At 42.1% G+C, this 24981-nt stretch carries 18 protein-coding genes and 1 tRNA gene; 4 read left to right on the plus strand and 15 right to left on the minus strand.

Annotated features, from left to right (window positions below; genetic code table 11):
- The 4 genes from RMY64_RS16290 to petB all read right to left on the minus strand — a co-directional run bounded on the left by RMY64_RS16290 (position 1) and on the right by petB (position 3965).
- Complete coding sequence (locus RMY64_RS16290; protein WP_322700617.1) at positions 1-990, minus strand: GDP-mannose 4,6-dehydratase; 990 nt, start codon at positions 988-990, stop codon at positions 1-3.
- Positions 991-1508: 518 nt separating this feature from the next.
- Entirely contained in the window at positions 1509-1952 is a 444-nt protein-coding gene (locus RMY64_RS16295; protein ID WP_292739730.1) for an ATP-binding protein, read from the minus strand.
- 628 nt (positions 1953-2580) lie between these two features.
- Positions 2581-3063 (minus strand): cytochrome b6-f complex subunit IV, encoded by a 483-nt coding sequence (gene petD / locus RMY64_RS16300; RefSeq protein ID WP_190730883.1) that lies wholly within the window; start codon positions 3061-3063, stop codon positions 2581-2583.
- A 254-nt stretch (positions 3064-3317) separates the two neighbouring features.
- On the minus strand, positions 3318-3965 hold the full coding sequence (petB, locus tag RMY64_RS16305; protein ID WP_322675438.1) for a cytochrome b6: 648 nt from the start codon (positions 3963-3965) through the stop codon (positions 3318-3320).
- 407 nt (positions 3966-4372) lie between these two features.
- Between petB and ctpA the strand changes: the two genes are divergently transcribed.
- On the plus strand, positions 4373-5617 hold the full coding sequence (gene ctpA / locus RMY64_RS16310; protein ID WP_322675439.1) for a carboxyl-terminal processing protease CtpA: 1245 nt from the start codon (positions 4373-4375) through the stop codon (positions 5615-5617).
- A gap of 77 nt (positions 5618-5694) precedes the next feature.
- On the opposite strand, the gene RMY64_RS16315 is transcribed toward ctpA, so the two are convergent.
- The 6 genes from RMY64_RS16315 to RMY64_RS16340 all read right to left on the minus strand — a co-directional run bounded on the left by RMY64_RS16315 (position 5695) and on the right by RMY64_RS16340 (position 16537).
- Positions 5695-12030 (minus strand): AAA family ATPase, encoded by a 6336-nt coding sequence (locus RMY64_RS16315; protein ID WP_322700618.1) that lies wholly within the window; start codon positions 12028-12030, stop codon positions 5695-5697.
- Between the two features lie 785 nt (positions 12031-12815).
- Entirely contained in the window at positions 12816-13697 is an 882-nt protein-coding gene (gene ylqF, locus RMY64_RS16320) for a ribosome biogenesis GTPase YlqF (RefSeq protein ID WP_322675099.1), read from the minus strand.
- A 60-nt stretch (positions 13698-13757) separates the two neighbouring features.
- Positions 13758-14141, minus strand: a complete 384-nt coding sequence (locus RMY64_RS16325) for a VOC family protein (protein ID WP_322682830.1) — start codon at positions 14139-14141, stop codon at positions 13758-13760.
- Between the two features lie 183 nt (positions 14142-14324).
- Positions 14325-14903, minus strand: coding sequence for a Uma2 family endonuclease (locus RMY64_RS16330; protein ID WP_322675101.1), 579 nt, complete (start codon positions 14901-14903; stop codon positions 14325-14327).
- A 329-nt stretch (positions 14904-15232) separates the two neighbouring features.
- A tRNA-Arg gene (locus tag RMY64_RS16335) sits at positions 15233-15305 on the minus strand.
- A 44-nt stretch (positions 15306-15349) separates the two neighbouring features.
- Positions 15350-16537, minus strand: coding sequence for a murein hydrolase activator EnvC family protein (locus RMY64_RS16340; protein WP_322675102.1), 1188 nt, complete (start codon positions 16535-16537; stop codon positions 15350-15352).
- Between the two features lie 159 nt (positions 16538-16696).
- Between RMY64_RS16340 and RMY64_RS16345 the strand changes: the two genes are divergently transcribed.
- Positions 16697-16987, plus strand: coding sequence for a hypothetical protein (locus RMY64_RS16345; RefSeq protein ID WP_322682831.1), 291 nt, complete (start codon positions 16697-16699; stop codon positions 16985-16987).
- A gap of 88 nt (positions 16988-17075) precedes the next feature.
- On the opposite strand, the gene trmFO is transcribed toward RMY64_RS16345, so the two are convergent.
- Positions 17076-18392: an FADH(2)-oxidizing methylenetetrahydrofolate--tRNA-(uracil(54)-C(5))-methyltransferase TrmFO gene (gene trmFO, locus RMY64_RS16350; protein WP_322682832.1), complete on the minus strand. Its 1317-nt coding sequence runs from the start codon at positions 18390-18392 to the stop codon at positions 17076-17078.
- A gap of 389 nt (positions 18393-18781) precedes the next feature.
- On the opposite strand from trmFO, the gene RMY64_RS16355 reads away from it, so the two are divergent.
- Positions 18782-19039 (plus strand): hypothetical protein, encoded by a 258-nt coding sequence (locus RMY64_RS16355; RefSeq protein ID WP_322675105.1) that lies wholly within the window; start codon positions 18782-18784, stop codon positions 19037-19039.
- Between the two features lie 459 nt (positions 19040-19498).
- Positions 19499-20779, plus strand: coding sequence for a ribulose bisphosphate carboxylase small subunit (locus RMY64_RS16360; RefSeq protein ID WP_322675106.1), 1281 nt, complete (start codon positions 19499-19501; stop codon positions 20777-20779).
- A 201-nt stretch (positions 20780-20980) separates the two neighbouring features.
- On the opposite strand, the gene RMY64_RS16365 is transcribed toward RMY64_RS16360, so the two are convergent.
- From RMY64_RS16365 to RMY64_RS16380, 4 genes are all read right to left on the minus strand, one after another.
- On the minus strand, positions 20981-21442 hold the full coding sequence (locus RMY64_RS16365; protein ID WP_322675107.1) for a cupin domain-containing protein: 462 nt from the start codon (positions 21440-21442) through the stop codon (positions 20981-20983).
- Positions 21443-21743: 301 nt separating this feature from the next.
- The gene (locus tag RMY64_RS16370; protein ID WP_322675108.1) at positions 21744-22493 is read right to left on the minus strand and encodes a hypothetical protein; all 750 of its coding nucleotides are present in this window, start codon (positions 22491-22493) and stop codon (positions 21744-21746) included.
- A 363-nt stretch (positions 22494-22856) separates the two neighbouring features.
- On the minus strand, positions 22857-23252 hold the full coding sequence (locus RMY64_RS16375) for a hypothetical protein (protein WP_322675109.1): 396 nt from the start codon (positions 23250-23252) through the stop codon (positions 22857-22859).
- A 904-nt stretch (positions 23253-24156) separates the two neighbouring features.
- Positions 24157-24843 (minus strand): class II aldolase/adducin family protein, encoded by a 687-nt coding sequence (locus RMY64_RS16380; protein WP_322675110.1) that lies wholly within the window; start codon positions 24841-24843, stop codon positions 24157-24159.
- Between the last annotated feature and the right edge of the window lie 138 nt (positions 24844-24981).

Genomic DNA, 24981 nt, shown 5'->3' on the forward strand with positions numbered 1-24981 from the left:
TTACACTTGCGATAAGGGCGCGATTGCACCGCTTTGTAATCGCTCCAAATCTGTTTTTACCATTTTTTCTAAAAGTTCCTCAAAGCTTACTTGGGGTTCCCAACCGAGGTTTTTTTTAGCCTTGCTGGGGTTAGCTACTAGTTGAAAATGCTCATCTTGTCGTAACAAGCTAGTATTTAAAACTACATACTGCTTCCAATTCAAGCCGACTGACTCAAAGGCTGTGGCAACTAAATCTCTCACACTGTGTAGTTTACCAGTGCCAATCACATATTCTTCTGGCTCATCAATTTGCAACATTCGCCACATGGCCTCTACATAATCACCTGCAAAGCCCCAATCACGTTTGGCATCCAGATTACCCATTTCTAAGGTGTCAGTTAAACCCAATTTAATTGATGCAGCCGCTAAAGAAACTTTGCGTGTGACAAACCCAGGTGCGCGTAGAGGAGACTCGTGATTATATAAAATTCCGCTACAGGCAAATAGTCCATAGCGCTGTCTATGATGCACCATCGTCCAGTGGGCGTGCATTTTAGCCGCAGCATAAGGATTTTTGGGACGAAAAGCGGTTTCTTCATCTTGAGGCGAGAGGAATACATCGCCAAACATTTCTGAACTGCTGGCTTGATAAAATCTGGTAGACAAACCAACTTTTCGTACTGCTTCCAAGAGCCTAGTAGCTGTACCAGTTATTAAATCCAAAGTTCCCAATGGGTCGTTCCAGGAGTCGGGTACAAAACTGGGAGCCGCCAAATTGTAAATCTCTTGGGGACGCAGTTGTTCAACTGCGGTCAACAGTGCCGTATTATCCCTCAAGTCAACTGTAAAAATTTCTACTTTATTTGCCAGTATTCCCAGTTTTTTCAAATTAGGTTGTCGATCTGGGGGCACTAATCCGACAACTCGATAACCTCGATTGAGGAGCAAATGGCTGAGATAGTAGCCATCTTGACCAGTAATTCCGGTAATTAAGGCTGTCTTAGTCATATTTTGTCTTTTATTCTGTCTATCTCTTTAAGCACGAAATGGCACTTGTTGGAGAACAAACATCAAGACTCTCAACACTGCTGACAAATCTTAACAAGGGAGCTAGTGTAGCTCGAATGCTATTTTTACTAGATTCACTAGTTCTTTTTATACAAAAAATTTACTTAAAACTTTACAAAAAAATCATAATAATGATAAGCAATTTCATGAAAAAAATATATTTCTCCAATTTAAATAATATTGAAAAAAGAGTATACTTTTATCAATCAAATAACCATGTATTTTAGCAAAAACCGCTTCTATTTGAAAGTGTATAGCTCAACTTTTGGCAAACCCTTAATTAGCTTGGTAACGGCTATATGAGAAGTTTTATTTGTTTGAATCCTAAGTACAAGAGAATATTTTAGAGAAGAAAAGCCATCGTTTTCTGTCGATACTTCTTCTTTAAGTTACACTCCCCTCACAAGCCAAAATTGACATCAGAATTATTCTTTCCTTTAACCTTGACTATTTCAGTGTTACTTTTGTGCTTCTACAGAGTATTTGACAATGAGCAGGCAATTTCTACCATCCGCACCACGTTCGTATACAACCCGATCGGCCAACCGCCTCAGAAGAAACCATCCATACCCACCTACTTGCAGAGTACCTGGGGCTGGCTCTGCGATCGCATCAGGATTGAAAGGTTTTCCATAATCCCAAATTCTAATCTCTAGTCGGTCAATCCACAGATAAACGTTAATTTCAATGATTGTTTCTGGGGGTAAAGCATGATGAGCGTGACGAACAGCGTTGGTAAAGCCTTCTGCTAATGCTAAATTAAGGCGATCGAGTTGGGTTTTTGACCAGCCAAGTTGAGACAAGTGTTGCAGACAAAATTGCTCAAACCATTCTTGCACCTGGTTTAAGAGCCTGAGTTCGCTCTTAACCGTCAGATGGTCTTGCTGCACTATACTAAGCATTAACTGTGAGTTGAATATAAGTAAACCCAAGTTGCTAGTTATTAAATTCTGCGCTGTTCGCAAAATTTCTCTGACATAAAAAAATCTAAATTGACATATTCTATGTACCAAAATACAAAACATGAATGATTTTGGCATTCTGAGGGTTGTAACTAGCAACTTACGTTAAGTAAGAAATGTTTGTATTTGTTGACTTTTGATGATTTGATATTTTGGAATAGGTTTTCTATCCAAAACTGCAAATCCCAGAAGCAATCTGAACTATTGAAGAAGAATTCAGAAGGAAATCAGTGAGGGATACACTGCGGGATTTGGCTACAGATCCAACAATATCTTGTTGACCACTAAAAAAAGCATATTTAGTGGGGAACTTAAACCCATTTATGCAGAGACTATCTATAAGACGCTATGCATAACTTGCTTTCCCGTAAGATACACGGACTCGCTTTGGTGGCGTTATCCGCTTTTTAGTTCACAATTTAATTCTGTTAGCGGTAGCAGGGCGTTTAGCCCATTCTGGCTTCTGAATTCTTTCCCGTTAAAATTGACGCCTGTTGATTGCTTTCAAAAGCACATCTGCATCTGCTCTTGAAACTCACAGGCGTCAAAAGACTTTGTGGTGACTAATTTAGAATAGTCCCAAGGTCAAAGATTTATCCAATGGCAAAGCAGCACCAATACCCAGCCATATTGTGACAAGAGTACCAAAGAGGAATACTGTGGTTGCAACTGGACGGCGGAAGGGGTTTTGGAACTTATTCACGTTCTCAATAAAAGGAACGAGGATAAGACCTACTGGTACGGAACCCATTGCTAACACTCCTAAAAGTTTGTTAGGAAGCGATCGCAAAATTTGGAAGACTGGATACAAGTACCACTCTGGCAAAATTTCCAATGGTGTGGCGAAAGGATTTGCTGGTTCACCTGTCATTGCGGGATCTAGCACGGCTAGAGCCACAATCGCAGCGAAGGAACCCATGATCACAATTGGAAAGACGTAAAGTAAGTCATTAGGCCAAGCGGGTTCACCATAGTAGTTGTGACCCATGCCTTTAGCGAGTTTGGCTCTTAACTGAGGATCGCTCAGGTCAGGTTTTTTTTGTGTTGACATTTTTAAATGTGCTCTCCTGCTTAAGTTAAATTAAAGCATTTGTGAAAGCTATCAGCTACTAGGCAACCAAAAGGCGGAAAACAGCGTTTCTATATCTACAGTCATCCGCCTGAAGTTGTCTATAGCTTGAGGCTTCAGATACAAGTATTTGTTTTTTGGAACTTATGTGCAATTAATTTCTTGTGTTTCATAAGTTTAAAACAAACAACTCGATCTGAAAACTAACAAATGTTGCCTTTCGCTAATAGCTGAGATTACAAAGGCCCGGAAATACCTTGCTTGCGGATCATCAAGAAGTGAAACAGCATGAATACTGCAATCAACCAAGGCAGTACAAATGTGTGTGCGCTGTAGTAACGAGTTAGTGTTGCTTGACCAACACTGGAACCGCCGCGCAGCAGGTCGGAAATCAGAACTCCAACCACGGGAATTGCTTCTGGTACGCCGCTAACGATTTTCACAGCCCAGTAGCCAACTTGATCCCAAGGTAGAGAATAGCCGGTAACTCCGAAGGAAACGGTGATCACAGCTAGGATTACACCACTTACCCAGGTCAATTCGCGAGGCTTTTTGAAACCACCAGTGAGATAAACCCGGAAGACGTGCAAAATCATCATCAACACCATCATGCTGGCAGACCAGCGATGAATGGAGCGAATTAGCCAACCGAAGTTTACATCAGTCATGATGTACTGCACTGAGGAGAAAGCTTCAGTAACTGTTGGCCTGTAGTAGAACGTCATGGCAAATCCAGTAGCAAACTGGATGAGAAAACAAACCAGGGTAATTCCACCCAGGCAGTAAAAGATATTGACGTGGGGAGGGACGTACTTGCTAGTAACGTCTTCGGCGAGTGCCTGAATTTCCAGGCGTTCCTCAAACCAGTCGTAAACGTTGGCCATACAATCTCAAGTTCCTAAAAGTCGGTTGCGGTTGATAAATCCCGAAGTTCTGAATCGGCAGAAGCCTTCGCTCAGACTTCTCTCCCAATTAACAATTTTGGGATTTTAATAAAGGGGAGTTTTTTTCTTTGCTTTTGGGCTTTGAGTGTGCTAAGAGACTTCAGAAACTTTACACTTTGTAAAGATGGAATATATTGCGATCTCTTTACGCCCCTACACACAAAATGGTGGACACAAAGTAGATTTTATCCTTTGGTGAGTGGATACGATGCATCAGTTGACTGAACAACTTGATGAGAAAAATGCACCACTTCTATAAAAAAAGTAACATAATCGAGAGATAGATTTCATCAACAACAGAGGAAGTGGGCATTATCTAGGCAATTTGGGTTGAGGTGGAATTGATAATGGGGTTCATGAATAAACAAGTCTTTCGGGTTGGATTTTCATTGTTAATGGTGGTTTGCTTGGCGTTGGGTACCCTCACTCAGCCATCGCTGGCTTTGACTGGAGAACAAAAGCTGGTTTCGGAAGTTTGGCGAATTGTTAATCATACTTATCTAGATGAGACATTTAATCATCAAAACTGGGCGGCTGTGCGGCAAAAGGTTCTGGAAAAACCACTGCCAGACTCAAATGCCAGTTATGAGGCAATTGGGAAGATGCTCAAGAGCCTCGACGATCCTTTTACCCGCTTTTTAGATCCAGAACAGTACCGCAGCTTGCAGGTCAATACTTCTGGGGAACTGACTGGGGTAGGATTGCAAATTGCCTTGAATTCTGAGAATGGAAAGTTAGAAGTAGTGGCTCCTATCGCCGGTTCACCGGCAGATAAAGCGGGGATTCGACCACGCGATCGCATTCTCAAAATTGAAGGTGTTTCCACAGAAAATCTCACCCTTGATGAAGCTGCTACCAGAATGCGCGGGCCCAGTGGCAGCCTTGTGACTCTCGTAATCGAACGGGACGGAGAGGCAGAAACGGAAATTAGACTGACACGCGATCGCATTGCCCTTAACCCTGTGGTTTCAGATTTGCGTGTTTCTGCTGAGGGTACACCCATTGGCTACCTACGTCTTACACAATTTAATGCCAACGCTTCAACGGAATTGGCACACGCTATTTCTAGTCTAGAAAAAAAAGGCGCTGCTGCCTACATTCTAGATTTACGAAATAATCCTGGGGGATTATTGCAATCAGGAATTGAAATTGCCCGTCTCTGGTTAGATTCTGGCACTATTGTTTACACTGTTAACCGGCAAGGTATTCAAGGTAGTTTTGAAGCCTTTGGGCCAGCTTTGACGAAAGATCCTCTGGTGATTTTGGTAAATCAAGGAACTGCCAGTGCCAGTGAGATTCTTGCTGGCGCACTCCAAGATAACGGTCGTGCCCAGTTGGTAGGCGAAACTACCTTTGGCAAGGGATTAATTCAATCCTTGTTTGAATTATCAGATGGTTCGGGTTTAGCAGTCACAATTGCTAAGTATGAAACTCCTGAACACCGGGATATTAACAAACTAGGTATTAAGCCAGATAAAGTTATTTCTCAACCAGCCATTAACCGCGAACAGATTGGTACTGAAGCGGATTTGCAATATCAAGCCGCTGTGGAACTTTTGAAGAAAAACTCGGTGGTAGCGGGAAAAGCTTGAAGAAGGGTACAAGGAGACAAATCAGGTGGGGGTTCAGACTCCATCTGAATACCATACTTAAGAAAGCTAAAATTTAATTATACCGATAACGGTAGCTGAATCACAAATTCAGTTCCTTCCCCAAGTTGGGAATTCACTGCGATCGCTCCGCCATGTTTTTCTACAATAATTTGTCGAGCGATCGCAAGTCCTAATCCTGTGCCTTTTCCGACAGCTTTTGTCGTAAATAAATGGTCAAACATTTTTTGTTTTACTTCTTCCTCGATACCCTTCCCATTATCAGCGATTGTAATTTTAACTAAATTATTTTCGACTGTAGTGGTAATTGTAATGCAGTTTGGATTTGCTTTAATTTCGTCAAAACTTCGATCGATATTCGATTCCTCCAAGGCATCAATAGCATTTGCTAGTAGATTCATAAACACTTGATTTAGTTGTCCAGGGAAACACTCAATTTGAGGTAAAGTGGCGTATTCAGTTATCACTTCAATTGCTGGACGTTGCTCGTTAGCCTTGAGACGATGTTTCAAAATTAAAATCGTGCTGTCGATGCCTTGGTGAATATTAAATGGTACTTTATAATCTTTATCGGCACGCGAGAAAGTTCGTAAACTGGTGCTGATATTTTTCAGGCGATCGCACGCCATCGACATGGCATCAATCATCTTAGGCAAGTCTTCTAAGCTATAATCCAAGTCGATTTCTTCGGCATGGTTAAGAATTTCATCACTCCCATTAGGCAAGGTTTCTTGATAGAGTTTTAAGTGTTCGATAATATCAGCAAAGGTAGGTTTAGCTTGTTTGAGACTGGCAGCAATAAAACCAAGGGGATTATTCATTTCGTGAGCGACACCAGCAACTAAATTCCCTAGTGCTGACATTTTTTCACTTTGCACCATTTGCAATTGAGCGTTTTGCAGATCGGTTAACGCTTGTTCTAAATCTTGTGATTTTTGCTGCAAGGCAAGTTCAGCAAGTTTGCGTTCGGCTTCAAGCCGCGCCCTTTCGCTAATATCTCGCATCACAACTACTGCACCGAGTTTGTTACCTAAAGCATCGAAGATCGCTTGTCCACTAGCTAATAAAATTCTCCTAGAGCCATGCTTCGGCGCAATTACCATTTCGGCATTTTCGACGATTTCTCCTTGCAAGGCGCGAAATAAAGGAATTTCCGTGGTTGATAGAGGTGTTTGACCATCAGGTTGATAGAGTGAGAAGTGTTCTGCCCATTGTTCTGCTGGTAATGATTCTACTGGTACACCATGAAATTCACGAGTTGCTTTGTTAAATAGAGTCAATTTGCCAGTACTATCACAAACAACAATCCCATCGGTAATATTGTGAATGATGGCATTCAAAAACTCTCGTTCTTTAGCTAGAGATGCTTCGGCGTGTTTGCGATCGCTAATATCAATTACTACCCCATCCCATACAATTGCACCATCGGCTTGTCGCTCTGGCCGAGCCGCAGATTGAATCCATTTCACGGTTCCTGAAGGCAGGATAATCCGCCATTCTTGCTCAAAGGGTGTGAGATTTTGGGCAGAGTAAGCGAGCGCTTGGGCAATAGCCGGGCGCTCGTCAGGATGATTCATGGCGTAAACGCTATGCGTCCCTGCCATTACCAACTCTGGCTCTAACTCATATAAGTCGAGACAGCCAGAACTAACGTAGGGTGTTGAAGTTGAACCATCCACCTCCAGACGGAATTGGTACACCATCCCAGGAATATTATTTGCCAAATTTTGGAAGCGGATTTCACTAGCTTGCAATTTTGCTAGAGATTGTGCCAACTGTTGAGCATAGTTTTGAGAATTTTGGTAAATTCGGGCATTTTCCAAAGAAATTGCGGCTTGGGCACAAAGTAAGTTCAGCAGTTCGACGCGATCGCTTGTAAAGGCTCCGGTTGCTAAATTATTTTCCAGGTACAATATGCCCAACAACTTACCCTGATGCAAAATCGGGCTGCACAAGATACTCTTGGGTTGCTGTTGCTGAATATACGGGTCATTAATTAATTGCGGATGCACTGTGGCATCAGTAATTACTGCTGGTTGTAAGTTGCGTTTGACGTTATTAATTAAGCGAACTGGTACATCAACTGAGTCTTCAACAGGCTGTGGGTTGAATAACATCGAGTAGAAATCAACTTTGGCAGCTTGGTTCTGTAGACTGCTCAGGGAAAGTTGTGCTAAAGCCTGAACTAGCAACCGCTCTGACTCCAAAAGCATAAATACACATTTATCGGCTCCAGCATTTTCAATGACGATATGCAGCAAAGCTGAAAGCAGTTTTTCGAGTTCGATTTCCCTAGAAAGAGTTTGGGAAGCTTTGAGAATGGTAGCTAAATCTAAAGCAACAGAGACGTTGCTACTATTGGAAGTGGCGGAACTGGTGGAGGTAACACTCTCCAAGATGAAGATAGTTTCGTTAGTAGAGAAGGGAGAACGGGTTTGCTCTAAGATGGGGGCGAGGAGTTGGGGATAGCGTCGTTCCAAGTCGGCGACTTTGGCTTTAGCGCCCCAACGAGCATAGCCATAGTAGGCTTGGGTCATGTATTCTTGGGCAATGCGCTGTTTACCCCAGTCGAGGTAGAACTTAGCGGTCAGTTCATTGGCTAGGGCTTCTTCTTGGGTATAACCGTGTTCTTTAGCTAGAGTTATGGCGCGATCGTACAAATCTATTGCCTCTGATTTCTGCCCTAAAACTCGGTATAGGTCGGCTTCAACTAAATAAAATTTGTGCAGGTAATTTTCTGGAGCACGATCAGCCCACTTTTTCATTTTTTCCTGATTTTTAGCCACCCGTTGCAGAATGTGTTGCTGTTGTGCCTCACAAACCTGAGAATAGATTGCCAGATGGGCTAGAGAATCATAGGTGTAGCAGAGCGGAACGATGAATAAGCCTGTAGCACCACCTATATAATTTTCAGCAGCGATCGCAGCTGACACCGCCAACTCAAACTTGCCAAATATGTAACACAGACCAAGTTGGTTGGCATAGAAATAATACAGCGCAGTCTGATCGCCCGATCGCTGGAGGGCTGGCACAATTTCCTCGCGATTAAAGGCATTTCCAGTCAGCTGCCAAGGTTCAGCAGAATCGCCAAGCATATTCAAAATTGGTTGCTGAAAAACGGTCAGATGGCTGGTAAGACCTTGTTGGTTGAGCTGCCCAAGCTGATCTCGGAAGGCAACGCTCTCTCGGTTGAGATCGATTAATTCTTTGCCCAGAAACCAACAATATGAGATGTAAATGAATCCGCAAATAGCAGCCGATTCTAAATCTCCGGTTTCCAATCCAACTTCGTAGCCTTCCCGGAGAAATGGTAAGGAGTTCTTGAGCGGCTCTTTCCAATGCCACACGCAACAGTAAATTCCGACATAGACTCTGGACTTTAGTTCTTTGGCATTGAAATGTTCCAGCAACAAGTGTGCTAGTTGTGCAAACTCATAGCCAGAGTCAATCTCTCCTGTCATCCCACAAAGTATCATTCCATAGTAGCCATAGCCAATTGCCGAAAATGAACTATTGCCATATTGAACGGATAAATTGACCTGTTCGAGAACAATAAATGGTAAGAGCGCTGGAGTGACAACAAAAGCAGCAGAAGTGACAGTGGCAAGAATCCGTACAACTGCTAATTTGTTAGGATCTGTCATTTGGGGTAAATTGATTAAATCCAGTGGTTGCCTTCCAGCCAAGATGGATTTAGTCGTCTCAAATGCTTTGGCAATATCTGATTGACTGGGTTGCTTTGGAAGGCTGTTTCCTAAACGCTCCACACTCTTGAGAGCAATCTCTACTGCTTCTATAAATTGATGTTGGGCTTGAGCTGCTTGAATTTGAACTTCATAGACCTTAATCGTATCCAACAAGTTTCTAGAGTGTTCTGTAATGATTGCCGCCAATTGTGTCATCCGCTCAAAGTTGCCGCTCAGGTAAGCGGCTTCAGTGGCAGCTTCGTAGAGGGCTAAGGTTAACTCATACTGCGTTTGCCACATATCCTCAGCTAACAAGGCGATGCCCGTAGTGGAATACTCAAATGCCGCTGTATAGGCAGTTGCGGCTTTGGCTTTTTGTCCAGCTTTCAGATTGAGTTGGGCGAGTTCTTTTTGCTTAGATAAATCGACAATTAGGGATTTGCCGATATTAAGTTGGTTAACGATTTCAAATAATTTTTCGTCTTGTTTGGTAACAGGCGTATGAGTCAGTAATAGTTGCCCAATTTTTAGGTGAGCGATCTGTTTTTGTTCGTCTGGAATCAGAAAATAAGCAGCTTGCTGGACGCGATCGTGCAAGAATTTGTAAACCGTCATTTGTCCTTCGTCATTTGTCATTTGCAAATGACCGATCGCCAATGAGGAATCCTGATAAAACTTGTAAATTTCATTGGTAGGAATGATAAATCCTTCTTGCAATGCTTTCCACAAGTCGGAAGCGGTTTCTGCTTGCGACTTTTCATAAACGATCGCTAACGTCGCCAAATCGAACTGATTGCCGATACAGGCTGCCAGTTTTAAAACATTTTGAGTGTTTGGTGGCAATTTCTGAAGTTGTTGTGCCATAAATTCCACCACATCATCAGTCAGAGCAAGCGATCGCACTTGTGCTATATCACACTGCCAAAAACCTGTCTCCCAATTAAAGGTAATCAGCCCATCTTCATGTAGCGCTTTCAAAAACTGAGTTGTGAAAAAGGGATTGCCTTTGGCTTTTCGATCGACTAACTCTGTTAACGGTAATGCCTGTGCCGTCGTACAACTGAGAGAGTCGGCGATTAAATGGTTGACATCTGCTTGACTCAAGGGAGCTAGGCTCAAGGTTTTGATGCCAGAAGAAGTTTTTTCAATTTCATCTAGCGTCAACATCAGCGGATGAGCCGCAAACACCTCGTTGTTGCGGTATGCGCCAATAATAAATAGATGGCTGCAATCGCTCTGAGCCATCAACAACTTCAGCAAATTCAGCGATGCCGAATCCGCCCACTGCAAATCATCCAGAAATATTACCAACGGATGCTCTCTGGTCGCGAACACCTGAATGAACTTTTGGAACAGCAGATTGAAACGGTGTTGTGCCGCACCGCCCGATAGTTCAGCGATCGCAGGCTGTTTGCCGAGCAGCTGCTCCAGTTCAGGAATCACCTCAATCAGAAGTTGTCCGTTCTCTCCAACTGCCGCTAAAATCTTACTTTGCCATTGCTCCAGTTGAGTATCGCTTTCCCTAAGCAACTGTCCCATCAAATCGCGAAAGGCTTGTACAAAAGCAGACAGAGGAATGTTGCGGTTGAACTGGTCGTATTTGCCTTTGATGAAGTAGCCGTTCCAGCGCACAATCGGTTTATGCACTTCATTGACGACTGCGGTTTTGCCAATACCAGAGAAACCTGCCACTAGCATCAGTTGAGAGCCACCATTGGCAACATCACCAAATGCTTCTAGTAACGTTTGTACCTCCGATTCCCGTCCGTAGAGTTTTTCGGGTATGAGAAAGCGATCGCTAATATCTCGCTGTCCTAAATCAAACCAGGTGTGTTTGCCTGTTTCTCGCCACTGTTCTAAGCAGGTAACAAGGTCATGTTTAAGTCCTAGCGCACTTTGATAGCGGTCTTCGGCGTTCTTCGCCATCAGTTTGCGGACAATTTCGCCCAGCATCAAGGGCAATTTGGGGTTGAAATCGCACAGGCTAGGTGGAAGTTTCGCAATGTGGTAATGCACCAACTCCATCGGTTCATAGGACTCAAAGGGCAATTTTCCACTCAGTAATTCAAAGAAAGTCACACCTAAAGAATAGAAGTCACTGCGGTAGTCAATGCCTCTGTTCATCCGTCCGGTTTGCTCTGGCGACAGATAGGCTAGCGTTCCTTCTAGTCCATTGAGGCTCTGAAGTTCCTGGGTTTCTCGTGGTAAGAGCGAGGCAATACTAAAGTCAATCAGCTTGATTTGTTTCGTGTCAGGGTGAATCAAGATGTTGGCTGGCTTGATGTCTTTGTGAATGACGCGCTGTTGATGTAACTTGTGTAAGATTTCTAGTAGTTGCAGAGCAATGGGTAAGAATTGCTCTAATGTCAGTGTTTTTCCTTGAGTAAATTGCCGCAAGGAAACACCACCAAAGTCTTCCATGACTAAGGCATAGCCATTATGATGGGCTTCCAGGCTGTAGGGTTTGATAATGCCGGGAATATCTAGGTTTTTAGCGATCGCATATTGGTTGCGAAACTGGACTAATTCGGTAAAAGTTGGGTATTCTCGTTTTAAGAGCTTGATGACAACTGGTAGGCGATGCCTGCGGCGGGCTGCGCCTACGCATTCTCGAATTGCCCGATACACTTGAGTACGAGAACCTGAATAAAGTTGCTCGATGATTTGGTAGCCAGCAATCCTTAAAGTTCCATCAACTTTTGCGCTCATAAATTTTTACGAAAATCTCTTTATACTAGTGTTATAATTCCCACTACTATAAATTGAGTAACAACCATTAGAAAAGTTACATTGGGTATCGGGCACTGGAGCCAAAGAGTAGGAATGCAAACACCTTTATATAAATGTGGCGAACGCATTTTGATGATTTCCCAAAGTAGTATCAGAACTCCGTCAAAGAGTTTTTGACCTGACAAAGAAAGGCATGAGGCAACATTAAAAAAGTATTAAGAAACTTCCAAATAAAAATATCTCAAAACTGACGCAAAAATTCTTTCTATTTCTTCTCTTTTTGTGTTCTCTGCACTTGGAGTGGTAGAAAAGCGGCTTCGCCTTTGGCGTTTTCGTAGAGTAGCCGCTTTTCTACGAACGCGAACAGCGTGTCGCAGACAGACGCTTTGCGTAGCTTGCTTCTTTTTAGGAGTATGCGTCTACGTTTATTTGGATAATATATTTCTTGGAAATCTCGAATTTAGTTGGTGAGTGGCAGTATCTAACGCGCGCGATCGCATTTTTCAGTAACTATGTGCTACTCCCATAAATCATATTGAATGCGCTATTTTAGTCTGGTTTAAGCTCAAAGATTTAGCTTATCAAACTGGTCAAACAATTTATAAAATTATTTATCTTTGCAATTAAAAGTCAAGACGTTATCATGTTTATCGCCTAGTTGTTTGGCGCGCAGCACAACATAGCCGCACCATTGCTTGTGACACTTGCGTAAGTCCTGTTAAAAATCAAATAGATTTCCTAATTTTTACTATTTGAATTTAGATTTAATTTGGTGGTAATTCTAAACTCATTTCACCCAACAATCCCTTACGAAAATCTGTTAAAAGTTGCCTTGCTGTTCGCTCTACATCACCTTTGTAACGATGCTCTGCCAAGGCGTGTAAATAGGTATCTCCGGTGTCTGATGTTGAATCGAGTTGATAACGAGACTGTAATGGTTTTTTTGGTAATAAATCTCCTGCTACAGCTTCTAGATAGTTGAGTAAATCCACTAAGGCTGCTGCTACTAACTGGTTATCGTAAGATGCTTCACCGATATCATCACAAATAGCTAATTTCAAGGCTGCGTCTTGGTCTTCTAATCTCAAAGGGATGACACCAGGAGCATCAAGCAATTCTAAATGTTCGGAAATTCGCACCCAGCGTAGTTGGCGAGTTACGCCAGGACGAGCTGCACTTTCTACAACTCGCTTTCCCAACAGGCGGTTAATCAAAGCTGATTTACCAACATTGGGAAAACCAATTACCACAGCCCGCACTGGACGGGGTAACATCCCGCGATCGCTTCTTCTTTGATTAAGTTCTACCCCAGCAGCTTGCGCTGCCCGCGCTACTTCTGCTATACCTTTACCATGTTGAGCGTTGGTAAAATAAGGGACTTCTCCTTGACGTTTAAACCAATCGATCCATAGCGATCGCATTTGTGGTGTAATCATATCTACTCGGTTAAGTATCAACACCCGTTTTTTACCTTCTACCCACTCACCTATTTGGGGATGGTGAGTTGCTAAGGGAATCCGAGCATCTCGTACCTCAAACACCACATCTACACGCTTTAGCTGTTCTTTGAGCTTCTTTTCAGCTTTCGCAATGTGACCTGGATACCATTGAATCAGGTTTAATCTATAGTTTTGAGTTATAGCCATTTTTTTATTTGTCCTTTGTTATTTGTCCTTTGTCATTAGTCATTTGTCCTTTGCAAATGACTAATGACTCCCTGTAGCCGCTTGATGTAAAATCAGACGATTGCCATCAGAGTCATAGGTATAAATTTCTCTGCCGTGGGAAGCAATGGAAATGTCTCCTGGTGGAGGATAGCCCAAAGCAGTTAGGTGAGCGATCGCATCTTCTAAGTTACTCACCTCTAAACACAAACTTATCTTACTTTTGGCAATCGCTTCAAATTCCGACTCATTTGTGTTCTTTGGTTTAAAAATACCTAATCGCATACTAATTAAATTAAACTCAGCATAGAGATTTGGAACCAAAATAACTGGCTTTTGCTCCAGCAATTTGGTATAGAAATTAACTAACTTCTCAAAATTAACCGATGCTATGGTGACAAATGCGTTAGTGTACTGGAAAACCATATTGGCTTTAAGTTAGTTGATTTTTTTGCTGAAGAAGTGCGATCGCCATCAAAAAAGATTTTCACTTTTCTAAAGTTATTACACTCAGCACTTGTGGCGGTGTCGAATCTGGTTTGAGCTTTAAAGGGAGTGTCGATGGTTTAAGCGAATTTGAGTAGAAATAAAATCAAGATAATCAGTTATCTATGCAAAAATATGCTGTAAATTTAAAACAAAACCAGGGAGAACATCTTCACCCGATAAACTTGTAGGAGATTGTAAAACTTCAGGTACCAGATTTGGGCGATAAATTATTACTTGTTTCTCTTTAGGATTAATTAACCAACCGAGTTGTAAGCCATTTGCTAAATATTCTGTCATTTTGGCTTTAGTATCTTCTACATCATCAGTTTCAGAAACTAATTCCACTGCAAAATCAGGACACAAAGGGAGAAATTTCTTTCTTTGTTCTGGAGTAAGAGCATTCCATCTTGCTATCCTTACCCAAGAAGCATCAGGTGAACGAGTTGCCCCATTTGGCAGTTTAAACCCAGTAGAAGAATCGAAAGCTTTTCCGAGCTTGTTCTGTCTGTTCCAAACTCCTAAATCAAGATACAGTTCAAAATTACGGTTTCCCGTTTCTCCCCCAGTGGGTGACATGATAATTAATTCCCCTTCAGCAGTTAACTCTAGTCGTAATTCTTTATTCACAGCGACAATCTGTGCAAATTCCTCATCAGTAAATTGCAGATTAGCAGGTAATTGTAAGGTTAAAGCAGTCATAATTAAACACCATCAAAACTAAATATTGACCTCACTTCCATTCCTCTCTCCTACAAGGAGAGAAGCTTTGAGTTTCCCCTTTCTCTTATAAAAAAGGGGGCTAAAGGTTAGGTTTTTCTTCCCACAAAAATCCTAGTTGCATCAAACCCATGCGCGGCTAATAAGGAAGATTTAGCCTCTACCTCTATTTTAGGAATGCTCTAAATATTAAATACTAATTAGCCGCTCCATATAAAAAGAGTTCTGCCATACTTGATATAAGGCAGAAAATTGCTGTCAAATATGATTTGTCAACGCGGACAAATAATTTGGCAATCGACAAAAGGTAACGAGCGCGGAGGGATTTGAACCCCCGACCCACAGAACCGGAATCTGTTGCTCTATCCACTGAGCCACGCGCCCTTAATCTTCTATATTATAGCACGTCTGTGATAAAATTCGCAGCTTTAAAGATAATTAGCTGGGTCTACGGGCGTACCATTGCGACGAACTTCAAAGTGGAGGTGGGGGCCAGTTGAGAAACCTGTGGAACCGACAGCTGCGATCGCTTGTCCGCGTTCAACTGCTTGTCCCTCAGAAACATATAACTCGCTGGTATGCCCGTAGAGTGTAGTCATACCATTGCCGTGGTCGATAATTACCGCTCTGCCATAACCACCATACCAGCCAGCAAAAATTACTGTTCCCGAATCGGCTGCCCGAATTTTACTACCATAGCTGGCGGCAAAATCTAACCCGGCATGAAAGCGACGATAGCCAAGAATTGGGTGTATCCGCCAGCCGAAGGGACTGCTAGTAGGAGCATCACTAGGATATCCCATTACACCAGTTCCTCGAATGATGATACCTGTTCGGCTGTTGGTTTTTTCTTGGGCTTCTGCTACCTTTTGTTGAATCAAAACTTCCAGATTTTTGGATTCTCTTTCTAGCTGATTTTGTGCAGCTTCTAAGGCGAGGCGATCGCTATTCAGGCGTTGAATCAATTCTGATTGTGATTGCGCCTGGGTTTGATAATCGGCTTTTTGTGCCAACAGTTGCTCGCGAATTAAACCAATTTCGTTTTTTTGCTGTTCTACTTCCGTTTTTTGTTTATCGATCGAGTTTGCTTGGGTGTTGAGTTTTACCAAAATTTTCTGGTCTGCTTGAAACACTAACTTCAACTGATGACGACGGCTGAAAAAGTCGCTGATATTTTCACTTTCGAGCAAAACTGCCCATCCCGCAAAAGCAGGCGATCGCTGGAGATAACGCAATCGTGCTACTGTTGCGATTTGCCGCTCCTGATACGAACGTTCTGCCACATCTAAATCAGCTTCTAACTGCTGGAGGCGTTGGCTAGCAAGTTGTAATCGTGATTCGCTCTCTTGAAGATAGCTATCTGTAGTTTGCAGATTTTGCTTTAAACCAGTCAGGTGTTTTTGGGCCTCTTGTTGGAGATTAGTTAAGCGATCGCGCTCTCCAACTACACCCTGACGCTGCTGGTTCATTTGTTGCTGCTGTTGTCGCAGAGTATCAATAGACTCTGTAGATGTTGCGTCGGCTGGAATTAATGCTAAACATATCCACAAAATACAGCAAAATGCAATAGATAAACAGCAATAAATCTGCTTTTTTTCTAGAAATCGCCCTCTCATAGTGCGAACCTAACTAAAACGATGCTTTCAAACACTATGAGGATTATTCCCAAAATCTGATTCACTCACTCCAACGCATTATTAAATTGGCCTGCCAAGTTGTAACACAAGGATTCTAAGTATGTCAGCATTGAGCAGGTTTATTAGCGGCTGAGATTTATGAACGCACGCATAGCAATTCTTTTAATTACCTTAGTTTTTCCAGGTTTGGCGGTGGTGGGAGTATCGTTGTATTGGTTTAATCTCGATTATGCAGCACTGATCAAAGCTGAAAACTATGTGGAAAACCTGGTAGAGGTCGGAGGAATAGTAAATGATAGACAGTTAGAGTATGCCTATCATCGCACCTACATTCATCGCATTAACGTATTTGCCGATGGTACTTGGGGATTGCTAGGAGGTGTAATTACAGCATTAGGCATACATGGATTAGTCACTATTAAAAAATAGATAGAGGTGGGGAGATGGGGAAATGGTGGGGCAAGGGGGATAATCAATGCCCAATGCCCAATGCCCAATGCCCAATGCCCAATGCCCATTAATTACAATTAGCTTTCCAATTTGCCAAATCAGCTAAAGAGCGATCGCGGTAACGTCCATAACGCTCTGGTTTACTTTTGATTTTCATTCCTAAATCGGGGAAAATCCCAAAATTAGGCGGCATTGGTTGGAAATGCTTCGGTGAAGCAGAACTAATAAATTCTAATAACGCACCGATCATGGTTGTTGGTGGTAAAACCAAAGCTTCTTTACCCAAAGCTAATCGCGCTGCATTAATTCCCGCCAAGCAACCACCCGCAGCCGCAGCAGTATAACCTTCAGTACCAATCAATTGTCCAGCAGCTAATAATGTCGGACGCTCTTTAAATTGCAAGGTAGGATGCATTAATTGAGGAGCATTAATAAAAGTGTTGCGGTGCATCACTCCCAGCCTGACAAACTCTGCTTTTTCTAAACTGGGAATTAATTGAAAGATGCGCTTTTGTTCGCCCCAACGCAGATTAGTTTGAAATCCTACCATATTCCACAATTGACCAGCTTTATCTTCTTGTCGTAACTGCACCACAGCATAAGGGCGTTCCCCTGTGCGAGTATCTGACAATCCCACTGGCTTTAGGGGGCCGTAACGCATGGTATCTTCCCCGCGCTGGGCTAGTTCTTCTATGGGCAAACAAGCTTCAAAAAATTTCGCCGTTTCTCGTTCAAAACCCTTGAGTTCTGTTTGTTCGGCTTTACAGAGTTCTTCTCGAAAGTGCAAGTACTGCTCTTTATTCATTGGGCAGTTGAGATAAGCGGCTTCACCTTTGTCATAACGCGATGCCATAAAAGCAATGTCACGATTAATCGATTCTCCGACGATAATCGGACTGGCTGCATCAAAAAAGCTGAGGTATTCCATCCCCGTAAAGCGGCGCAAATCTTCTGCTAAATCGGGACTAGTTAAAGGCCCGGTTGCTAAAACCACAATCCCTTCAGGAATTGCAGACACTTCACCCCGACGGAATTCAACTAAAGGATGACTCGCTAAAGTTTTAGTTAAATCTTGGCCAAATTCTCCCCTGTCTACGGCTAGCGCCCCACCAGCCGGCACGGCGTGTTCATCAGCTTTTGAGATGACAATCGAACCGAGTTGGCGTAACTCTTCGTGCAATAATCCCGCCGCGCGATCGCTTGCCATTGCCCCAAAGGAATTACTACACACTAATTCTGCTAAATGTTCTGTATGATGAGCCGGACTAAATCGCTTTGGACGCATTTCATGCAGAATTACTGGCACTCCAGCTTGGGCTATTTGCCAAGCTGCTTCTGTCCCAGCTAGTCCACCTCCAATTACTTCTATCGGTTGTGTTTCCATAGTTAAATTTTAATTCCTATATTATAAGTATCCATCAGCATTACAGAAGTAAAATTAAATCAAAAGTGATGTTAAACCACAACAAGTGCAAATAAAGTATTGGGCCAATTGTAACGTTGAGACTACACTCTCAAGGTTTTTTACAATCGTTTTTGCCATAATATGAAAAGCCACCGACAGCGTTGGGCTAAACATTTGTTAACTGGTACACTGCCAAGAAGTGCGATCGCGTCCTCAGCCCTTGCCTTATTACATTAATCCAAAAATTAGTAAAATTAGTTGTAAAAGTAGGTTTTTTCAATATCAACCCTTGATTTTTGCTTTTTCCAAATGATACATTAAGTATGCATTCAATAATTAGCTAACAATGCGTAATTGGGATGTGATTTATGACTAAAAACCAAATCAAAGATAACGTCGATTTAAATCAAGCTCCAGTTATGTTTATTGAAGAAATAACAGATGATCGGGAATTGAAAAGTGTATACGGTGGCGCAACGCCTGCTGATTCAGTATTACTAAACCCTAAGATTATTGCTGCTCTTGCAAAGCGCGGTATTATATTGCCTGACGATCCTAACAACCCAAATACATTAACAGTAGAGGCGTTGTCTGCTTTAAAAGAAATTTTGGCTAATGAGACGTAGTAAATACAAACGATTTCTATTAACTGTAGCGATATGCAATACTAGGGCGTGCTTGAAAACACGCTCTATTCTCAAAAATAGGTTAATCTAAATAATCCTGAAATTATACAAATGGCTTATCAAAGTCATTTGATATTGTAATCAAATCTTTGGCACTACCAAATAACAGCAGTTTTCACTCCTTCCATGCTTGGGCGCGTGTTCAATGGTAACAGACAATAGACTTCTTGGCATTGTAGGGAAAAGGGGAAGGGGTAATAAGGTAAAGGTATGGAATTTTCCTTTACCCTTTAACCTTTAACATGCACCCCAATATCCTGGCATTTGTTATTTTTGCAAGATGTCTAATCAACCCAACACGATGAACAAACACAAGCTTGTCTGAAAGAAAAGCGATCGCTATCCCCAAAAAAAATTAACATTAACCTTAGAAGTGTTAATTTTTCATTACATAAACTCATGGGTTACTACATCGCTCCCCGCTTTTTGGACAAACTTGCTGTCCACATTACCAAAAATTTCCTGAAGCTTCCTGGCGTGCGAGTTCCCGTGATACTGGGTATTCATGGACGCAAAGGAGAAGGTAAAACATTTCAATGTCAATTAGTCTTCGAGAAAATGGGTATCGAAGTCACTAACATATCTGGTGGCGAATTAGAAAGTCCAGATGCGGGAGATCCAGCGCGGTTGATTCGGTTGCGCTATCGGGAAACAGCAGAACTGATCAAAGTACGCGGCAAAATGTGTGTACTAATGATTAACGATTTAGATGCTGGTGCTGGACGTTTTGATGAAGGGACTCAATATACTGTAAACACGCAGTTGGTGAATGCCACACTGATGAATATTGCTGATAATCCCACAGATGTGCAGTTGCCGGGAAGCTATGATTCCACACCTTTACATCGCGTGCCGATTATTGTCACAGGTAATGATTTTTCTACTCTCTATGCACCGTTAATTCGGGATGGACGGATGGAGAAATTCTACTGGGAACCAGATAGAGACGATAAGGTGGGAATTGTCAAGGGTATTTTTGAAGCGGATGGACTGTCACAGAAGGAAGTTGAACAGCTAGTTGATACTTTTGTCAATCAGTCCATTGACTTTTTTAGCGCTTTGCGATCGCGCATTTATGACGAACAAATCCGCAACTACATTCATAAAGTAGGTTTTGAGCAGATATCCTTGAGTGTGGTTAACAGCGCTAAAGGCCCACCAGAATTTCAAAAGCCAGATTTCAGGCTGTCTCACTTAATCGAGTCTGGTAACTTCCTGGTTGGCGAACAAAAACGGGTAGAAAATTCCCATTTGGTTGATGATTACAATCGTCTCAATCGAGGTAGAAATTCTCAATCCACACCACCTGCTGTTGTAACACCAATTAAACCAATTAGTCAGCCGTTAAATAGCCCAACCCAAGAAGTAAAAACAAATGGATTTCAGAAACAGGAAGCATCCAGTCCACATTTGACTCTAGATACACAAGCTCAAATTAGGGAATTATTGGCTCAAGGTTACAAAATTAGTATTGAACACGTAGATGAGCGCCGCTTCCGCACAGGTTCTTGGCAAACTTGTGTTCATAGCCACATTGATGCTGAGACTGATGCCATCTCAAATTTGGAGGCAACTCTGGCAGAATATAGCGGTGAGTATGTGCGCTTAGTAGGTATCGATCCCAAAGCCAAGCGGCGTGTGGTGGAGACAATTATTCAGCGTCCAAATGGGAACAATTAGGAACAGATGCAGCAAAATCTGGGTGTTTAACGACCAAACTCACCGGACGCAGACAACCTTGGCAACTCAACCGACCAACTTGTGGCGTTCCGGTGCAGCAACTTGTTAGGCGACGCTTTGATAGTGCACCTAGCGAGAACATTGTCGGGCATTTCTACACAGCCGCACGCTGCGCGTACAAAAAGCATCCAGCAATCATTTCTAGTAGGGACTCGAGGCAGGTTCTCCCGCGCCGTTAGTCCAAATGTCGTCTGGCAGCGATCGGTTACGGTGACAAACCCGATCGTGGTCAGGATACGTGATTGTGTCTACTTCCGCTCGAGTGCCGACTATCAGGCATTGCGTTGCCTTGGAGCTACGATTCTCGAGAAAGTGGCCTATCGGCACTCCTGCTTGAAAAGTTGCGGCGTCGCCAGGACGTAGTACAGTCTTTGCGTCTCCTTCGATGAGCACGATCTCGCCTTCGAGGACATAGACCATTTCATCCTCAGCACTATGCCAATGTTTGATTGACGAACGAGAGCCAGGCTGCAAGACTTCGATGAACGCGCCGAACTGGGTAAGTCCTCCTGCTTCGCTGATCCAGAGCATACGATTTGGTTTATGCGCGGCGTGAGAGGGGCTTTCCTCCACGATGAGACTATCAGGAGTGATAACAGTCATGTTGGTACCTCTGGGAATTCTGGAGCAATAGCTATTCCATTGTGTCTAGGGCACGAATCGACGCAAAACTTCGTTCGTGTCCCTAAATGAAGCGTTACTTTCAATTCGGTTAAGGCAAGAGACGCGATGAATCGCTGTTTCTACAAAGTCAATTTTAAATCATTTGCGAACAACAAGAAAACCTTAAATCCATAATAAGTTGGGGATTTAAGGTTGTAAATTCGATTCGCCAGGGTTGTTGTTAATTCTTAAACAACTGGAAACAATATGTTTCCTTAATTTGAAAGCTAAATTTTTCCTTTTACCTACAAGTACTGGCTGAAGCTGAGGTCATCGTTCTTAAATCGCTTGTAAATGCGGCTGTGTATTGATAAGGTGATGAACCAGAGCAATTCATGGAATTTGTATAGGTGTTACGGGGATTCCACCATGACATTGCTTTCACAGTCAAATTTGCGCCATTCCATGATAGAGACTGGACGAGTAAAGAGTTCGTTTGTCCATTATCTGGCTTTTTAGAAGATAAAAATGTGGCATAATCAACCTGGCCATTAGCTGGATTAATTCGGGCTATCACTGCGACTTTTGGCCCGCCTCCATTACCATAGCTAGACAACCACCGACCACTAGCAAAACGGCTAAAATTGTTACCTGTCTGACTGCCTGTAGAAGAGTAAATGCCATATAAAACATCACTTCCATTCCAATACAATCCGTAACCTGTACCATCATCGCCTGTTGTCTCGTGATCGTCACGACACCATGCTTTTATCCCATTATTAAAGCGGATAGTTATAGGGTTTTTGTTATTTGAGAATTGCTGATAACCAATGTAAATTCTTGCCGATCCATTAGCTACTTTGGGGCCATTTTTAGCTGCGATTGTCGCTTCACTATCATTGCAACTGAATGTCACAGGTTCGCCGACCGATGTATTTATAGTTTCAGCTAAAACTGGAGCAGTATTTTGTGTGAAAACTAAGTCACCTACTAAAATTACAGACAAAGAAATGCCCGCAAAATACTTGTGTAATTTGCCAGAATAAATCATGTTATGAATCTGCCGAGACAAGGAACGGAAAACACCGTATCACTATAAACTCTAATCAGTATTTAGACAAGTAAAATGGTTGAAAACACTATGCAGTAAGAGTCTCAGTATTCTAAAATATTAGATATAACTACAAAATGTCCGATCTAATATGCATGATGATGCATGATAGTAGCTGTATATAATTATTGTTTATCAAAGACCGTTAGTAAATATAAAAAATTGCAATAGATTATGCTTTACCATAAACAATTGCAATAATTGAGAAAATAATTTTAATCAGCCAAGTACCTTTGTTCGTTCTCTACATCCCTTGTAAGAACATTGCTTTCCCTGCTGTTTTATGCTTTTATCCGGGCTGTATTAGGTAGTTTTAGGATTTTTATCTGATGCTTCTCCACCAGCAGCTTTCAAGCGGCTCAATCTGCTTTTGCGAATCCGTTCACTCTCGCGAACCCCACCCGCCATTTCATATTCGCTACTATCTTTGCCATATTTAAAAGCAACCCCTCTGACCATCTTATCTGTAAGATTACTGAGGGTTTTCTCCATCGCATCAATTTTAGTTTTAGAAGAATCAATTACAGTTAACGCAGTGTTATAAGCATCAAGCATGGTTCTTAGCTGTTCAATTGCTTGACTCAAATTTTGCAAATCGCAATCATCACCAAAACTCATATTTGAATCAATTGCTTTTAGTCCAGCGGATCTCAACTCAGCTTTTTCGAGAACACGGGATGTACGTTTTTTACGAGACATCAATATATTCCTTAGAGAGGTTTCTAAAGCTACTTTGGCTTACTAAAGTTGTTTTTTGGTTCAGTAAAATTAGCGATAATTATATTTGTTAAAAAAATTCCAACCAATTTGAGTAATTTCTCTATATTTCCAGTTTTTACCTATTTTTCTTTGTAATTGCTTTAATATTGATGAGGAATATTGCAATGTTGATGAGGAACATTGCAATGTTGATGATGAATGTTGCAATGTTGATGATGAACGTTGCAATGTTAATGAGGAATATTGCAATCTTTATGAAGAATATTGCAATTTTGATGAGGAACATTGCAATGTTAATGAGGAATATTGCAATCTTGATGAAGAATATTGCAATTTTGATGCGAATACAACCGACAGAATCTAGAAGTACAAAGCGCAAAACTCAGATTTCATACACAAATGTAAGTTTTAGCGATCACTGATTTTTGATCCGACCTCACAAAATCGCGTTGCTCCCATGCCCGCAACAGTCGGTCTTGCTTGAGCGCACCCTTAATATTCAGCATGATCTTTCCCTACCACTGCTGTCTATTCTCTCTTATTTCCCGACAACTCTATTAATCGAATGAGACCGTGAAAGTTGCAAAGTGAGAGAAGAAGACAAACCAACAGGACTTACGCAACTGGCACAAAGCGCGGGCAGGTAAGCCTTGGGCAAACACATCCGAACATGACTTGCACGGTGGTAGTGTGGGGGATTTGCGCTTCAAGGCATTCTGACTCCCAGGCGGTCGCTGACATAGGCAATTTAAGTTGTGGCTGCTGCCTGTGAGTAGTGATTGCTTAGTTCTGGCTAAAGCCTGTGGGTGTTGAGGTACGAAACTCAACTCAACCTACGTGAGCAGCGATCGCTCTCCACATAATTGAGTTTTTCAAGCCCATCCTACTTAGAGTTCGCAATATCAGATTCGATTAGTTTTGACATTAAAATACAATAAGCATTTAACTCAAGTCTTTCGACGGCATCATACGCTGCATTAATATCTCTTCCCATAAGAAAAAGGCCGTGCCTTGGTACAATAACTCCAGCCGCATGGTTATAAATAATATCTTCGCGCCCTTTTAGAGAAGCCGTCACAGCATCTGCCAACTTTTGACTGCACGCCGGATGATAATCTATGATAGGAGTAATACCAAACTTCATAGAGTTCTCAAGTATAGGGATAATTGGTGTTTTTGTTGAGGCAAATACTAAAATATTTCGTGGATGTGCATGAATAACTGCCCTTCCAAAATCCACAAACTCAGTATGTAGTTTAAGGTGAACGTTCAATTCTCGTGATGGCTCGCCTTCTCCTTCAATCTTGTTCCCCTTGATGTCAACTACACAAACCTGTTCAGGGGTAATATTCCATTGAAAATTACTCCCACTCCGTCGCGGCGAAATACATATTTGATCATTCACCTTGATACTAATATTTCCTCCAGCCGAGTCAGTTAAGTGTCGCTTATATAATAGGCGTCCAATTTCTACTATTTTAGAGCGCGTATCATGTAACAAGATATTATTCATATTCAACAAGGACAGTGATGAATCATCAGAATTAGAAAGTAAAGATCGGACATTCAAACCGAGGCTTTTCTGTGCTGGTAATTATACTAATAATTTATCCCGTTATTACTGGAATGTTTTAGACAAATACACTTATACCCTGGGTGAACGAAAAAAGGTGTGGGAGAGTAGTTAGCGGGTATCATACGCTAACAT

This window comes from Nostoc sp. DedQUE08, assembly GCF_034530895.1.
In the GTDB taxonomy this organism is placed as follows: domain Bacteria; phylum Cyanobacteriota; class Cyanobacteriia; order Cyanobacteriales; family Nostocaceae; genus Nostoc.

Excerpts from the sequence above, each read along its gene's own strand:
- petD (WP_190730883.1), bottom strand. The coding sequence starts at position 3,063 with ATGTCAACACAAAAAAAACCTGACCTGAGCGATCCTCAGTTAAGAGCC.
- RMY64_RS16330 (WP_322675101.1), bottom strand. The coding sequence starts at position 14,903 with ATGACTGCTTTAACCTTACAATTACCTGCTAATCTGCAATTTACTGAT.
- RMY64_RS16360 (WP_322675106.1), top strand. The coding sequence starts at position 19,499 with ATGGGTTACTACATCGCTCCCCGCTTTTTGGACAAACTTGCTGTCCAC.
- RMY64_RS16370 (WP_322675108.1), bottom strand. The coding sequence starts at position 22,493 with ATGATTTATTCTGGCAAATTACACAAGTATTTTGCGGGCATTTCTTTG.
- RMY64_RS16355 (WP_322675105.1), top strand. The coding sequence starts at position 18,782 with ATGACTAAAAACCAAATCAAAGATAACGTCGATTTAAATCAAGCTCCA.
- RMY64_RS16345 (WP_322682831.1), top strand. The coding sequence starts at position 16,697 with ATGAACGCACGCATAGCAATTCTTTTAATTACCTTAGTTTTTCCAGGT.
- RMY64_RS16295 (WP_292739730.1), bottom strand. The coding sequence starts at position 1,952 with ATGCTTAGTATAGTGCAGCAAGACCATCTGACGGTTAAGAGCGAACTC.
- ctpA (WP_322675439.1), top strand. The coding sequence starts at position 4,373 with ATGGGGTTCATGAATAAACAAGTCTTTCGGGTTGGATTTTCATTGTTA.
- RMY64_RS16365 (WP_322675107.1), bottom strand. The coding sequence starts at position 21,442 with ATGACTGTTATCACTCCTGATAGTCTCATCGTGGAGGAAAGCCCCTCT.
- RMY64_RS16375 (WP_322675109.1), bottom strand. The coding sequence starts at position 23,252 with ATGTCTCGTAAAAAACGTACATCCCGTGTTCTCGAAAAAGCTGAGTTG.
- RMY64_RS16290 (WP_322700617.1), bottom strand. The coding sequence starts at position 990 with ATGACTAAGACAGCCTTAATTACCGGAATTACTGGTCAAGATGGCTAC.
- ylqF (WP_322675099.1), bottom strand. The coding sequence starts at position 13,697 with ATGGCTATAACTCAAAACTATAGATTAAACCTGATTCAATGGTATCCA.
- petB (WP_322675438.1), bottom strand. The coding sequence starts at position 3,965 with ATGGCCAACGTTTACGACTGGTTTGAGGAACGCCTGGAAATTCAGGCA.
- RMY64_RS16315 (WP_322700618.1), bottom strand. The coding sequence starts at position 12,030 with ATGAGCGCAAAAGTTGATGGAACTTTAAGGATTGCTGGCTACCAAATC.
- RMY64_RS16340 (WP_322675102.1), bottom strand. The coding sequence starts at position 16,537 with ATGAGAGGGCGATTTCTAGAAAAAAAGCAGATTTATTGCTGTTTATCT.
- trmFO (WP_322682832.1), bottom strand. The coding sequence starts at position 18,392 with ATGGAAACACAACCGATAGAAGTAATTGGAGGTGGACTAGCTGGGACA.
- RMY64_RS16325 (WP_322682830.1), bottom strand. The coding sequence starts at position 14,141 with ATGGTTTTCCAGTACACTAACGCATTTGTCACCATAGCATCGGTTAAT.